This window comes from Actinacidiphila oryziradicis (assembly GCF_005047355.1).
Lineage (GTDB): Bacteria > Actinomycetota > Actinomycetes > Streptomycetales > Streptomycetaceae > Actinacidiphila > Actinacidiphila oryziradicis.
In genome coordinates, this window is the sequence record NZ_SUMC01000071.1 from 24724 (window position 1) to 38086 (window position 13363).

Annotated in this window: 13 protein-coding genes and 1 pseudogene; 9 read left to right on the forward strand and 5 right to left on the reverse strand. The window is 71.0% G+C overall.

The genetic code is table 11. The features are described from left to right. Window positions 1-106 precede the first annotated feature (106 nt). Window positions 107-718, forward strand: coding sequence for a TetR/AcrR family transcriptional regulator (locus FCI23_RS40350; RefSeq protein WP_136729106.1), 612 nt, complete (start codon window positions 107-109; stop codon window positions 716-718). A gap of 226 nt (window positions 719-944) precedes the next feature. On the opposite strand, the gene FCI23_RS40355 is transcribed toward FCI23_RS40350, so the two are convergent. Next, the gene (locus FCI23_RS40355; RefSeq protein ID WP_136729107.1) at window positions 945-1352 is read right to left on the reverse strand and encodes a nuclear transport factor 2 family protein; all 408 of its coding nucleotides are present in this window, start codon (window positions 1350-1352) and stop codon (window positions 945-947) included. A gap of 22 nt (window positions 1353-1374) precedes the next feature. Between FCI23_RS40355 and FCI23_RS62660 the strand changes: the two genes are divergently transcribed. After that, window positions 1375-1764, forward strand: a complete 390-nt coding sequence (locus tag FCI23_RS62660) for an integrase core domain-containing protein (protein ID WP_136729108.1) — start codon at window positions 1375-1377, stop codon at window positions 1762-1764. Window positions 1765-2176: 412 nt separating this feature from the next. On the opposite strand, the gene FCI23_RS40365 is transcribed toward FCI23_RS62660, so the two are convergent. Together FCI23_RS40365 and FCI23_RS40370 are read right to left on the reverse strand one after the other, a co-directional pair. Continuing rightward, the gene (locus tag FCI23_RS40365; RefSeq protein ID WP_136729109.1) at window positions 2177-2401 is read right to left on the reverse strand and encodes a hypothetical protein; all 225 of its coding nucleotides are present in this window, start codon (window positions 2399-2401) and stop codon (window positions 2177-2179) included. Continuing rightward, window positions 2398-5517: a DEAD/DEAH box helicase gene (locus FCI23_RS40370; RefSeq protein WP_136729110.1), complete on the reverse strand. Its 3120-nt coding sequence runs from the start codon at window positions 5515-5517 to the stop codon at window positions 2398-2400. Before FCI23_RS40370 ends, FCI23_RS40365 begins: the two co-directional genes overlap by 4 nt. 110 nt (window positions 5518-5627) lie before the next feature. Between FCI23_RS40370 and FCI23_RS40375 the strand changes: the two genes are divergently transcribed. Next, the gene (locus FCI23_RS40375) at window positions 5628-6269 is read left to right on the forward strand and encodes an HAD family hydrolase (RefSeq protein WP_136729111.1); all 642 of its coding nucleotides are present in this window, start codon (window positions 5628-5630) and stop codon (window positions 6267-6269) included. Here FCI23_RS40375 and FCI23_RS40380 read toward each other — a convergent pair. Continuing rightward, window positions 6217-6618 (reverse strand): hypothetical protein, encoded by a 402-nt coding sequence (locus tag FCI23_RS40380; protein WP_136729112.1) that lies wholly within the window; start codon window positions 6616-6618, stop codon window positions 6217-6219. The two genes, FCI23_RS40375 and FCI23_RS40380, sit on opposite strands and share 53 nt — an antisense overlap. 45 nt (window positions 6619-6663) lie before the next feature. Then, window positions 6664-6885: a hypothetical protein gene (locus tag FCI23_RS57170; protein ID WP_169317160.1), complete on the reverse strand. Its 222-nt coding sequence runs from the start codon at window positions 6883-6885 to the stop codon at window positions 6664-6666. A 236-nt stretch (window positions 6886-7121) separates the two neighbouring features. Here FCI23_RS57170 and FCI23_RS40390 point away from each other — a divergent pair, with 236 nt between their 5' ends. The 6 genes and pseudogenes from FCI23_RS40390 to FCI23_RS58650 all read left to right on the forward strand — a co-directional run. Further along, window positions 7122-7847, forward strand: coding sequence for an ABC transporter ATP-binding protein (locus FCI23_RS40390; RefSeq protein WP_136729114.1), 726 nt, complete (start codon window positions 7122-7124; stop codon window positions 7845-7847). Further along, on the forward strand, window positions 7844-9526 hold the full coding sequence (locus FCI23_RS40395) for a hypothetical protein (protein ID WP_136729115.1): 1683 nt from the start codon (window positions 7844-7846) through the stop codon (window positions 9524-9526). Before FCI23_RS40390 ends, FCI23_RS40395 begins: the two co-directional genes overlap by 4 nt. Window positions 9527-9926: 400 nt before the next feature. Then, window positions 9927-10043: pseudogene (locus FCI23_RS40405) on the forward strand (ArsC/Spx/MgsR family protein); the annotation flags it as partial. A 134-nt stretch (window positions 10044-10177) separates the two neighbouring features. Continuing rightward, window positions 10178-11005, forward strand: coding sequence for a ZIP family metal transporter (locus tag FCI23_RS40410; protein WP_136729117.1), 828 nt, complete (start codon window positions 10178-10180; stop codon window positions 11003-11005). 384 nt (window positions 11006-11389) lie between these two features. After that, the gene (locus FCI23_RS40415; protein WP_136729118.1) at window positions 11390-12838 is read left to right on the forward strand and encodes a glycoside hydrolase family 43 protein; all 1449 of its coding nucleotides are present in this window, start codon (window positions 11390-11392) and stop codon (window positions 12836-12838) included. Between the two features lie 341 nt (window positions 12839-13179). Beyond that, a partial coding sequence (locus tag FCI23_RS58650; protein ID WP_211265672.1) for a helix-turn-helix domain-containing protein occupies window positions 13180-13363 on the forward strand: 184 nt, incomplete at its 3' end.

Here is a 13363-nt window from a genome sequence, read left to right on the forward strand (position 1 = left end):
GAGCGGCAGGACGCTCTCGTGCCGGCCACGGCATAAAGGGACCGCACGATGCCGGCGGACCGGCCAGTGCATGACACTGCACAGGTCAGTCTGTTATTGTTGGCGTATGTCCATAAAGACCAACAATCGGCCGCCGGCTCGCGAGCGGCTACTGGAGGCCGCCGGCGAGCTCTTCTACCAAGAGGGTGTGCACACGGTCGGTATCGACCGCGTGATCGCCCGCTCCGGGGTGGCCAAGGCCACCCTCTACACCAGCTTCGGCAGCAAAGAGGAGCTCATCCGGGCCTACCTCACAGAGCGCCACAGCCAATGGGAACGGCGCATAGAACAAAAGCTGGCCGAGGGGTACGACACCCCCCGCGAAAAACTACTGGCAGTGTTCGACGTACTCGGCGAGTGGTACGCGGAGCCGGGCTTCCGCGGCTGCGCCATGGTCAACGCCAGCGCCGAGGCTCGGCCGGGCAGTCCCGTGGAGCAAGCCTCCGACGAGGGCCGCGCTTGGGTCCGGAATCTGTTCGCCAAGCTCGCCACCGAGGCGGGAGCCGACGACCCCGAACGCCTGGCCGAACAGCTCATCATTCTGTACGACGGTTCTACAGTCGCCGCGCGGATGGACCGTAACCCCGAAGCCGCCGCCATAGCGCGGAGCGTGGCGGAGATTACGGTGGACGCCGCGATCAAACCCCCGAAGCGCCGCGCCCGGCAGGCCAAGAGCTGAACTTCTGGGCGTTCATGAGTACGTCCGAGCGCCGGACGGCGTGCCCGAGCGGGAACAGCGCCGTGCTCACCGCGCGGCCCGACGGGCGGACGTACCGGCTACGCGGTGGACGGACATTGCCTGCGCGGGGCCAGGGCACAGGCCGGAGTCCTGCACGCTCACGCGGTGGCCGTCAACGCTCGTACGGGCTCGCGACGCCCTCTCGGCACGAGGCGTTGGGCGCCGGTCAACGCTCCTCGGGGAAGGTATCTCCATACATCGGAAGACCGCTGACGGAGGCCTCGCGGGAGACCTCGTCCTCGACGATGTCCCAGTGCTCCTTGAGGAGCCCGTCCTCCACGCGGACGAAGTCCGCCACAATCCAGGGTGACAGCAGGCCGTGGCCTGAGAATCGCCCGCGCACCATCACAGTGTCGCCTTCCGCCATGATGAGTTGCGGCTCGTGCCGGAATTCCCCCGGAAGCCCCTTGATCATGTTGATGAGACCATCCCGGCCAGGTGGGATGTGCGCACTGTGCTGAATGTAGTCCGGGGACCAGAACTTCTCGGCCGCAAGGTAGTCGCGCTGGTTGAACAGGGTATCGAAAGCCTCGCGAACGAGCGTCTTGTTCTTCTCTTCTGCGGTCTGCGCCATTCGAGCTCTCCAGGACGAAGGAATGTTGGACGATGCGCCGACACCCACCGGGTGCCGCCGAACGGAGCCCCAGCGGGCCTGTGCGGCCATTGTTGACCACCTGGACCACATTACGCATAGTGGTCCAGTCAGTCAACAATTCCACCGGGCCACGTCGCCGCCACCGACGCGGTCGGCGTCGGCCGGCCGGACCGGGATCTGCTTCGATGACGCCATGGCCGAATCGTTTTTCGGCGCCCTGAGGAACGAACGGATATCGCGTGTGAGCTACTCCACTCGCGAAGCGGCCCGGAGAGACATCCGTAAGTACATCGAGCTCTGGTTCAATCTCAAGCGTCTTCACTCGGCGGTGGGCTACCGCCCACCACGCGAAGTTCATGCCGAATTCGAAGATCTGCGACTCGCCGCCTGAATTAACTGGTCAGATCCCTGTCCGAAAAACGCGATGCCCCTCAATCCAGTGCGCTGATCCTTGGAAGGATTGGCCCATGCCTGCCCAACGGAAATACCCAGCGGAGTTGACCGAGCGCGCAGTCCGGATGGTCGTCGACCACAGCAGACATAGATCAAGAGGCTCGCCTACCCATAGGGCGGGCTGAGCACCGCACTGTGAGAGGCGACTACTACAACGCAGATTGGCCATTCGGCGGTTCTGGCTCACGTGGCTGTGCTCCGTCAGAAGCGCGGCTCGAAGGAGGTCGGCGATGGAAGATCGGGGAAGGCGATCCGAGGCCATACGCTCCATGGGCCCGGACCATCCCGACACCCTGGTCGCCAGCGCAACCTTCGTTATCCGATGGGCGGGACCGAACTCCCGGCGCTGATCAGTCCGATGACACGTCCGCTCGTCGTGTGAAGGCGTCGTAGGCGGGCCGCAGTACGGCTGCGAGGTCGCGGCCGCGGACGGTGATCCCGGAGCGGCCGAGGCGGCGGGGAGCGGGGTCCGGCGGCCCGGTGTCGCGGTCGCGCGGGAGGTCGTCGGCGCAGTCCCAGAAGTCCTCGAGGCAGTCGGCGAGCGGCCTGTCGTGCCTTTCCTGGTGGGCGCTCACGTCGACTCCTCTCCGGCGTCGGCCGAGAGCTCCACGAGGTCGCGCAGCTCGTCGGTGGACAGCTCGGTGAGCCACTGCTCGCCGTCGCCGACGACCGAGCCCGCGAGTGTCCGCTTGGCCTCGATCATCGCGTCGATGCGCTCCTCGATGGTGCCCGCGCAGACGAATTTGCGGACCTGTACATTTCTGCGCTGGCCGATCCGGAAGGCGCGGTCGGTGGCCTGGTCCTCGACCGCCGGGTTCCACCAGCGGTCGAGGTGGATGACGTGGGCGGCGGCGGTGAGGTTGAGTCCGGTGCCGCCGGCCTTGAGGGAGAGCAGGAAGACCGCAGGCCCGGCGGGGTCCTGGAAGCGGGCGGTCATCGCGTCGCGGGCGTGCTGGGGGACGCCGCCGTGCAGGAAGAGCACCTCGCGGCCGAGCCGCCGGGCAAGATGGCCGTGGAGCAGCCGGCCGAACTCGGCGAACTGGGTGAAGCACAGCGCCTTGTCGCCCTCGGCGAGGGCTTCGGCCAAGATCTCCTCCAGGCGCTCCAGCTTGCCCGAGCGGCCGATGAGGCGTGCCGAGGCGCCCTCGTACGGCTCGTGGAGGAACTGCGCTGGGTGGTTGCAGATCTGCTTGAGCTTGGTGAGCGTGGACAGCACGATGCCCTTGCGCTCGATGCCGCGGCTCTCGGCGATGCGGGCGAGCATTTCGGAGACGGCGGCCCGGTAGAGGCCGGCCTGCTCCGCGGTGAGGCCGCAGTTGACGGTCATCTCGACCTTCTCCGGCAGGTCGCGGGCGATAACCGGGTCGTTCTTGAGGCGCCGCAGGATGAAGGGGCGGGTGTGCCGCTGGAGTTCGGCGGCAGTGCCGCTGTGGCCTTCGCGCTCGATCGGGATGGACCAGCGCTCCTTGAAACGGGCGGCCGAGCCGAAGAGGCCTGGATTGGCGAAGTCCAGGACGGCGTGAAGCTCGGCGAGCCGGTTCTCGACGGGGGTGCCGGTAAGGGCGATCCGGTGGGTGGCCGGCAGCGAACGGACCGCCACGGCCTGCCGGGTGGCGGAGTTCTTGATGTGCTGGGCCTCGTCCGCGATGACCCGCCGCCACTGCAGGGCCCGAAGCTCGGCGGCGTCGCGCTCGGCGAGTCCGTACGTGGTCACGACCAGATCCGCGCCCTGTACGGCCCGCCGCAGGGCATCGCCGGACAGGCGCTGCGCGCCGTGGTGAACGTGGACGCGCAGCATCGGTGCGAACCTCGCCGCCTCGCGCTGCCAGTTGCCGACCAGGGACATGGGGCAGACCAGGAGGTTGGGGGCGGTGACGCCCTCAGCGTGCTCCACCGCCAGCAGGGCGAGGGTCTGCACGGTCTTGCCGAGCCCCATGTCGTCGGCGAGGACCGCGCCCAGGCCGAGCCGGGACATGAACGCGAGCCAGTCCAGGCCGCGCTCCTGGTACGGGCGCAGGTTCGCGCCGAATCCGGCGGGCACCGGGACCGGATCGACGTGGTGCTCGGCGGTACCGGCCAACAGGTCTCCGAGCCGCCCGTCCGCGCTGACCCCGGCCACGGGCAGGCCGCCCACCGTGGCGTCCGGGTCCAGGGCTACGCGCAGCACCTCCCCGGCGGCCATGGTGCCCCTCCCCTGCCCTTCCAGGAAGGCCAGGGCGGCGGCGATCCGGGCCGGGTCGACCTCGGTCCACTGGCCGCGCAGCCGCACCAACGGCTGCTTGGCAGCGGCCAGTTCGGTCAGCTCGGCCTCGGTCAGCGGCTGGTCGCCGACCGCGGCCCGCCAGCGGAAGGCCACGATCCGGTCCCGGTCGAGCAGACTGCGGTCATGTACGAGGCCGGGCTGGGCCGTCCGCACGCTCAGGGTAAGTCCGAATCCGGCCGGGCGCTGCCACCACGTCGGCAACAGTACGCCGTGGCCGGCGGCCGCGAGGGCCGGTGCGGCGTCGCGGAGGAAGGCCAGGGCGCCGGCCCGGTCGAGGCGCAGGGCGGTGGGGTGGCTGGCGCGCAGAGCCTCGCGCAGCGGCGGCCAGAGGCGGGCCGCGCGGGCAAGGCCGTCCAGGAGGGCGTCGCCGGGGCGGGTTGCCTTGCGCTCCAGCGCGCTGAGGGCGGCCCCTGGCACCCAGAGGGCGTCGGCAGCGACCATCAGCGAGGGCTCGTCGGCGGCCTGGAGCAGGAACTCCAGCCGCCAGTTGTCGTCCGAGGGGTCGCCGTCGGGGTCGGCGGGGTCCGGGCCGAGGGGTTCGCCGAGCCGGAAGCAGGTACGCAGAGGTTCGTCGGCTGGGGCTTCGGAGCGGTACCAGGCGTCGAGCCGGTCACGCAGCCCGGCGAGCGCGGCGGCGTCGGCCCCCTCGACCCGGCCACTGTCCGAGCCGAGCGCCCGCAGCCACGCCTCCGGCACGCCGTCCGGGCTCCGTACCCGGCCGGGGCGCGGCAGCGGCGGCTCGTCCTCCAGCGCCGCCCGGGCCTCGCAGTCGGCCAGAACGTCCAGGAGGTCGGCCACCAGCTCCCCGGACGCCCGGCCGTCGGGGTGGCCGCCGCTGCACTCGGCGCGGCAGACCGGCGGGACCGCCGCGGTCAGCTCCCGCGTCTCCCGCCAGCCGTCGGCGTCCGGCACCGGGCGCCACCGCGCGTAAGGCCGTCCGTCCTCGGTGGCCACCGCCGGCAGCACCTGGCCGCGTCCGACCAGCCGCCAGGCCAGGTCGTGGACGGCGGTGAGCCAGCGCAGCGAAGCGCCGAACGGTACGTCGACCGGGCCCTCGGCGGGCAGCTGCGTGGGCAGGAACGGCTTCCCGGGGGCATACAGCTCGCCGAGGAGCTGCGCCGCCTCACCGGGTTCGAGAAGCAGCGAGGGCACCCGCCACGGGGCGAGAGTCACGGGTGCGCGCGGGCCCTGGACGGCGCGGCCGAGTTCGGGGGACGGTAGGGGGGCGCCGTTCTGCGTCGGCAGCAGCAGGGTGGTCACACCCTCGGCGGCCTTGGTCATCAGCCACTCCAGGCCGGGTCCCGTACCACCCAGAAGCTGGGCGACGGTCTCCGGGGCGCAGGCGTACCGGTCGGGCGGCAGCAGGGAGTCCTCGGCCCACAGCGCCAGACGGCGGTCCGCTCTCCACACGGCGTGCAGGGCGAACATCGACGGCCTTCCCGGTCTGCGGACAGCTGTCCCCGGACAGCTATTCGAGCCAGCCTACGGGCTCGGGCCAGGCGGCCGGACAGACCCTGAAGTCGGCTTCCATGGAGTGCGTGCCGGGAGCGCGAAGGGTCCTGATCGACATCGACGGTGTGCGCACCGTCTCGTGGAAGCCGCTGCCGGGCGCGGTGGAGGCACTGGCGCAGTTGCGCGACCTGGGGCTGCCGCTGGCGCTCCTCACCAACACCACCTCGCGGACCCGGGCCTCGATCGCGCGGACGCTCGCCGACGCGGGCTTCCCCGTCGTGGCCGACGACATCCTCACCGCGCCGGCAGCCACGGCCGCGTATCTGGCCGAGCACTTTCCTGATGCCCGGTGCCTGCTGCTGAACAGCGGGGACATCGCGGAGGATCTGGAGGGGGTGACCCTGGCCGGAGACGGCGAGGACCCGGATGTGGTGGTGGTCGGCGGGGCGGCCCCGGAATGCGGCTACCGGGCCCTGAACGAGGTGTTCGGGCACCTGCAGCGCGGCGCCCGGCTGATGGCGACGCACCGCAACCTGTACTCCTCGGCTTCCTCGGCCTGCTCCAGGATCGGCGGCTTCTCGTCGTCCTCGCACATCAGCCGCATAGCCGTCTCTTTCCGCGCCCTGTCAGTTCCTGCCCGTACGGCACGCCCCTCCGGGACGCCCTGTCCCCCGGTCACAACGTGCTCCCCGGGTCGTCCAGCCACACGGTCGAGCCGTCCGGGGTGACGGTCATGCCGTACCGGTACCTCGCCGGCGGCGTCGCGTCGTCGCCAGTGACCTGGGCCCACAGCTCCTCGACCCGGTCCCACAGGCGGCAGGGTCCGGCCTGCCGGACCGTGCCGTAGGCGACGTCGGCCCACGACCCGTCCCCGTCCCACAGCCGCACCGAGGCCACCTGCCCGTCCGGGCCGAAGGTGCTGCCCCACCCGGTGTGCGGCAGCAGCAGAGAGCACGCGAACGCGAACTCGTCGTCGGCCGCATCATGCGGGGCGAGGCTCGTCGGCCGGTCCTGTGTGACGTCCGGCTCCCCCGGGCACGGGACGGCGCCGCTCGTTCCGGCGTCGCGGGCGGCCATGAAGAACTCGGGCCACGGCTCGAACCTGCCGCCGGCGGTTCCGTCCTACCGCACCAGCCGCACCACGCCGGTGCCGACCGGCACCACCACCACCGCGCCCGGCCGGGTCTGCCACGCGGCCGGGATGTCGGGCATGCCGCACGTGGCGATCAGGGCGTCGAAGCGGCGGGTGCCGACCGCGCCGAGCGCCCCGTCGCCGACGCGCACGGCGGGGTGGCGCTGCTGATCGACGAGCCCCTCGCCTTGCGGAAACCGCGGACCGGACACACCGCCTCCCAGCAGCTCACCTGGCACTGCGCCATCCGCAACACCACCGGCGTGGAATTCGACGACGACAGCCGGGGGCGTCGTGCACCACGTATACAAGGGGACCGGATGACAAGGACACCCGGCGCCGGTGGCCCCTGGCCGGGCGGAGCATGGAGAATGGCCGGGCCGCTCCGGGCCGTCATCCCGACGGCGGAGCGGGGACAGTGTTCGTGGTTGAGGAGAGGCCCGGCGACATGGGTGCACCACCATTGCTCGAACTCAGCGGCGTCAGCCGGGTCTACGGCAAGCGCACCGCGCTGGCCACGATGAACCTGCGACTCCGGTCCGGGAAGTGCGTGGCGCTGCTCGGCCACAACGGCTCGGGCAAATCGACACTGCTGCGAATAGCGGCCGGTCGGGACCGGCCGAGCACCGGCACGGTGAAGTTCGACGGCAAGCCGATGAACGAGAACGACCCGGCGGTCAGGGCCCGGGTGGCGGTGGTCGGCGACACCGCGGCCTGTTACCCCGACCTGACCGTGCGCGAGCATCTGCAGCTGGTGGCGGTGGCCCACGGGGTGGAGGACGCCGGCGACTGGATCGGCCACGTACTGGCCGACCGGATGCTGACCGACCACGCCGACGCGCTGCCGGGGGCACTGTCCTCCGGGCAGCTTCAGTCGCTGCTGCTGGCCTCCGCGATGGTCCGGCCGCGCGACCTGCTGCTGCTGGACGAGCCGGAACAGCGACTGGACCCGGGCGCGCGGCGGCGGCTGGCAGACCTGATCAAAAAGGAGACCGCGGACGGCGTCGGGGTGCTGCTGGTGACACACCACGGAGAACTGGCCCGGGCGGTCGCCGACCGGGTGCTGGTCCTCAGCGACGGCAAGGTGGTGGCCGACGGCCACCCGGACAAGGTGCTCGCCACCGGGACCGACGGCCTGACCTGGCTGGCCGAGAGCCCGGACGGTGCCCGGTGACCACCCTGGCCGAGGAGACCGGGGAGCACTCCGCGGCCTGGTCCGATGGGGATGACTGGACGCAGGAGGCGCTGCGGCTGGTCCGTGACCTGCGCACCCCGCACCGCCGCAAGAGGACTGGCCAGATCGGCTACACCCTGTACTGCGTGGCGCTGCTCCTTGCGGTATGGGGAGCGCTGCCGACCATGGGACTGTTCCTCGAGAAGTCGATGGGCGCCGACTACTCCGGTCACGGACCGGCGATCCTGGCCGCGCTGCCGGCCGGGTCCTGCGCGCTGGGGCTGGGGTGGCTGCTGGTCGCCGCCTGGGACGCCCAGTGGCGCGGGCCGGTGGTGCCGCCGCGCGAGACCGTGGACTGGCTGCTGGCCCAGCCGGTGCACGTCGCCCGGGTACTGCGGCCGTGGTTCTGGGGGTCGGCGGCGATCTCCGGCGGAGCCGGGCTGCTGATCTCGGCGATCGGCATGGTCGCGCTGGGCCTGACGGTCGGTGTGGGGCTGCCGGCCGCGTTCGGCTGGTGTCTGCTGGGCGGCAGCGGTCTGCCGCTGCTGGCGACCGCGCTGGCCACCGCGGTGGAAGGCAGCGAGCGGGTGGCCCGCTGGGCCCGGCTGGCCACTCCGTACGTCGGCATGGCGGTGCTGGCGCTGGTGGCGCAGACCGTGATGGCGGTCAGCGGCGACCAGCTGCCGGGACTGGAACGGATAGAGCTGTGGTCCGGGCCCTGGGGCTGGGCCGGACTGGCCGCGCTGGCCCCCACGCCGGCCGCGCTGCCGGGCGGCTGGGCCGCGGGCGTCCTGCTGGCGGTGGTGGTGGCCGGCGCGCTGGCCGCGGCACACCGCTTCGCCGGGTCGCTGGCGTTGTCCGCGGTACGGCGGCGTTCTCGGACCGCGACCGGGGTGATGGCCGCGCTGCGCACGGTGGAGTTCCGTACCGCGCGGCAGGCGGTAGCCGGGGTCACCGGCGGGGGCCGGCCGGCGCGATGGCGGTTGCCGGCGCCCGGTTGGGCGGAACTGGCGGTGCCGTGGCGGGACACGCTCGCGCTGCTGCGGACTCCGGGCCGGTTGGGCCGGACAGTGGTGCTGGGGGTGCTGGCGGTGCTGGGCGCGGTGCTGGCGGCCTCAGCGCACGGCGGGTCGGGCTTGGCGGCGGCGCTGGCCTCACTGGTTTTCGGCTACTGGTCGCTGACCCAGCTGCTGGAGCCGGCCCGGGTGGAAACCGACGACACGCGGCGCGGGTCGTGGGCGCCGTATCCCTACCGGGACCTGATGCTGCGACACACGGCGGTGCCGGTGGTGCTGGGGCTGGTGGGCGCACTGATGGCGGCGGGGGTGCTGGCCGGGGAAGGCGCGGGGGCTCGCGCGTTGCTGGCACCGACCCTGGTGCCGCCGATGGTGGGCGCTTCGCTGGTCAACGCCTGCCGGGGGGCGACCAAGCATCATCTGCTGATGTCGCCGGCTCAGTCTCCTACCGGCAGCCTGGGCCCGGTGCTGTTCCTGGCCTGGTACGGCGCCGGTGCGCTGGCGGCGGTGGTCACGCTGGTCTTCCCGTTCCTGACCGCGTTGCATTCCGGCTCGGCCGCCTCGGTGGTCACCGCTGTCGCGGCAAGCGGCATGGTGACGGTGATCATGGTGCGCTGGGCGGTCACGCGGATCGGTCACCTGACGGCTCCCTCGGCGGACTGACAGGGGTGCCGGCGGCCTGTGCCGCCGGCACCCCTCACGTCAGGGGGTGAGCCGGCGGTGACATCTCTCGTGCGACGTAGCGTTTGAGGCAGCGGATGGCTTCGCGGCGTGTCTTGCCTTCGGCGATGCACCGTTCCACGTGGTCGCGGGTGCGGGTGTCCCAGCGCAAGCGGGCCAGAAGGGCGGCGGGCTCGCGGTTACGCAGGGCTTCCCCCGCACTCTCAAGATCTATAGCCGACACCGGCTCATTAGCCCGTCCACCACCCGAAGGCATGGAGTCCTTTTCTCCGTCTGGCATGTCCTGGCCGACGGCTAAAGGCGTGGTCCGTGGGGTGGCCATGGGATCGGATGACCCAAGGGCCGGTCCGGACCCAGCCAGGGCCCTCGGGGTCAACGCTGGTGGATCGAGGCTCTGGCTAGGCATCCGATCCTGATCCAGCGGCCGTTCGTCACCGCCGACGATGGGACGGCGCTCGTAGGCCGGTCACCGGAAGCGGTCCGATCGGTGCTGCCCTGACCGCGTCCGCCAGAGCCAAAGTGTGGCCATGCCGATATGCGGCTGAAATCTGACGGCGCAAAGCTTGTTAGGCAAGCCTTACTTGCCCTACTGTCTGTGCATATCCGTCCCCACGGCTTGGCTTCGGAGCATCCATGTCCAGCGCGCAGATCACCCTGCTCGGCGCCATCGCAGGCTTCACCATCTACCTCGGCCTTCCCATCGGCCGGCTGCGCAGTCCCGCACCCCGCCTGCGAGCGGGACTCAACGCGCTCGCGATCGGGATCCTGATTTTCCTGGTCTGGGATGTGCTGACGCACGCCTGGGCGCCGATCGACAGCGCGCTGAGCGACCACCGCTGGGGCACGGTCGCCTCCGGCGGCGTGGTCCTGGCCGTCAGCCTGGCGTTCGGACTGGTCGGCCTCGTGCACTACGACCGCTGGAGCCTGCGCCGCCGGCCCACCGCCGCCCTGTCCCAGGGGCCGGGCGCTGCGGCATCCACCGAACTGGCTCCCGCGGTTTCCTCACAAGCCAGCCGCCTCGCCCTGATGATCGCCATCGGCATCGGCATGCACAACTTCGCCGAAGGCCTGGCCATCGGCAATTCCGCGGCCAAGGGCGAGCTCTCCCTGGCCGTCCTGCTGATCATCGGCTTCGGCCTGCACAACGCCACAGAAGGCTTCGGCATCGTCGCCCCCCTGACCACCGAGGGCAACCGCCCCTCCTGGGGCACGCTCGCCCTGCTGGGCCTGATCGGCGGCGGTCCCACCTTCGTCGGCACTCTGGTCGGCCAGCACCTGGTCAACGACACCCTCAGCATCGCCTTCCTGGGCCTGGCCGCCGGCTCGATCCTCTACGTCGTCATCGAGCTCCTCGCGGTCGCCCGCCGCGCCGCCCTCAAGGAACTGACGACCTGGATGATCCTGGCCGGACTCCTCCTCGGCTTCGCCACCGACGCCGTCGTCACCGCTGCCGGAGCCTGAAGCCCCACACTCCGACCCGCCATTCCGCGGCGCCAGGGCTGCGACTCCCATGGTTATGGCGCCGACACGGAGATCACCGCTGATCGCACCTGAGGCGGCCCACCTGCCGAATTCCGACCCAAGGACCGACCCCAGCCGTTTCCGACCCGGCCGGACTCACCTGCCCGGCTGGCAGTCCCCCGGGCTCAGGCGCAGCCGGATGCAGCCTTGGCGTGCTGGGCTACGGCGTCCGGCGTGGTGGATTGCTCGTCGGGGGTGCAACAGGCGGTCACTGCGCAGCAAGCGTTCCCAGCACTGTCGCCCACCTTATACAACGTTGTAATCTCGCCTCAGCTCGAACGCGATCAGTTGTACTGCCCTTCACCATCTATCAAGGAGGCAGTCATGCCCCGCGAAGCGTCCAACCTTCCGTTGAGATCCATGGGGACCGTCGTGCTGGTTCTCCTGCTCACGGCGTTGTGCTGCGTGGGTCTCAAGCCCTCGACCGCGCACGCGGCCGGCGGCTCCTTCCGCAATCCGCTGGGCACCAGCCCCGACCCCTACATGACGTACTACCAGGGCAACTACTATCTGGCCGCCACCGAGGGCGACGCCGTGCGCGTCGCCGTGGCACCCACCCTCGGTGACCTGCTCACCGCGCCGCGCGTCACCGTCTGGCAGGATTCCGACGCCTCCCGCAACCAGCAGGTGTGGGCGCCGTCGTTCTACCTGATCGGCGGTCACTGGTACATCTACTACACCGCCGACAACGGGGTGGACGACAACCACCGCCTCTACGTGGTCGAGTCCGAGGGCACCAACCCGCTCGGGCCGTACCACTTCAAGGCCGAGCTGCAACCGCCGAACGCCCCCGACGAGTGGGCCATAGACCCCGTACTGCTGCGGCAGAGCGACAACAGCCTGTACCTGCTGTGGTCCGGCGCGGGCACCGAGGGCCACAACCTGATCTACATCTCCCCGATGTCCAGCCCCTGGACCGTCTCCGGCAACCGCGTGTACCTGCCCGCCGACGGCGGCTGCTCCGGCATCCGCGAAGCCCCCTCGATCCTGCAGCACAACGGCACCACATTCCTGGTGTACTCCACCTGCGACACCGGCACGCCGGACTATCAATTGTGGATGAAGTCCATCCCCGGCTACGCCAACCCGCTGCAGCCCGGCAACTGGACCCAGCACGCAGGAGCCGTCTTCTCCCGCAACGACGCGACCGGCGTGTGGGGCCCCGGTTCCAACGGCTTCTTCAAGAGCCCGGACGGCACCGAGGACTGGATCGTCTACCACGGCAAGAACACCTCGACCTACACGTACACCGGCCGGACCACCCGCGCCCAGAAGATCACCTGGAACGCGGACGGCACCCCGGACTTCGGCGCCCCGCTCGCAGCCGGCGCCACCCAGAACCTTCCCTCCGGCGACCCCGGCGGCGGCTCGTACTGGATCAACGACACCGGCAGCAGCAGCGGCGCCGGCTCGATCGCCTACACCGGCGCCTGGAACTCCGGCAACGGCTGCGGCGTCCAGTGCTTCTGGAGCGACGACCACTGGAGCGCGCAGCCCGACGCCACCGCCGCCTGGACCTTCACCGGCACCCGCATCGCCCTGCTCTCGGTACGCGACACCGGCAACGGCATCGCCGCCTTCTCCGTCGACGGCGGCCCCGAGACGACCAGCGACTACTACGGCCCGATCCGCATGGGCGAGCAACTGAACTACGTGAGCCCCGAACTCCCCTACGGACAGCACACCCTGCGGGTACGCGTCACCGGTAACAAGGACGCCTCGTCAAGCGCCGCCAACGTCTCCATCGACCGCGCCGAGGTCTACTCCAACTGACGCGCCTCCCTCCGGGCGGACCGGCCGGCCGCAGGCACCTCACCGGCAGGCCCGCCCACCGCCGCCCGGCCCCCGGCGGGGCTCCGCGCCCCGGGGGCCGGGCGGCGGTGGTTCACCCGGAACGGCGTGCGGTGAGCCACTCGCCGCCCGGCGGCCCCGCGCGGTCGGCGGGAGGTGGCGGGAGGTGGCGGCTGTCCTCCGGGCACCGGTCTCCATGTAGCGGCGCTTGCGCTGCAGGTCCTCCAGGGTCTTCAACTGTTGGGGGTTTCGCTTAGGGACCGGTGTGATGTTTATACCGGTTTGGGGTGGTGGGTGCGGCCGGGGCCGTAGGTTTTCTCGTCATGGAACTTCTTCGGTTGGCGGTGGCTGCGCGGCGGGTGGGTGTGCACCCTGGCACACTGCGGTTGTGGGCGAACGAGGGCAGGGTTCCGGTGGTGTGGGTGGGGCGTGAACGGCGCTTCTCCAGCGAGGCGTTGGATGTCCTGACCGGCTGCCCGGATGTGGCCGGGCGTCGTGAGGCGCTGT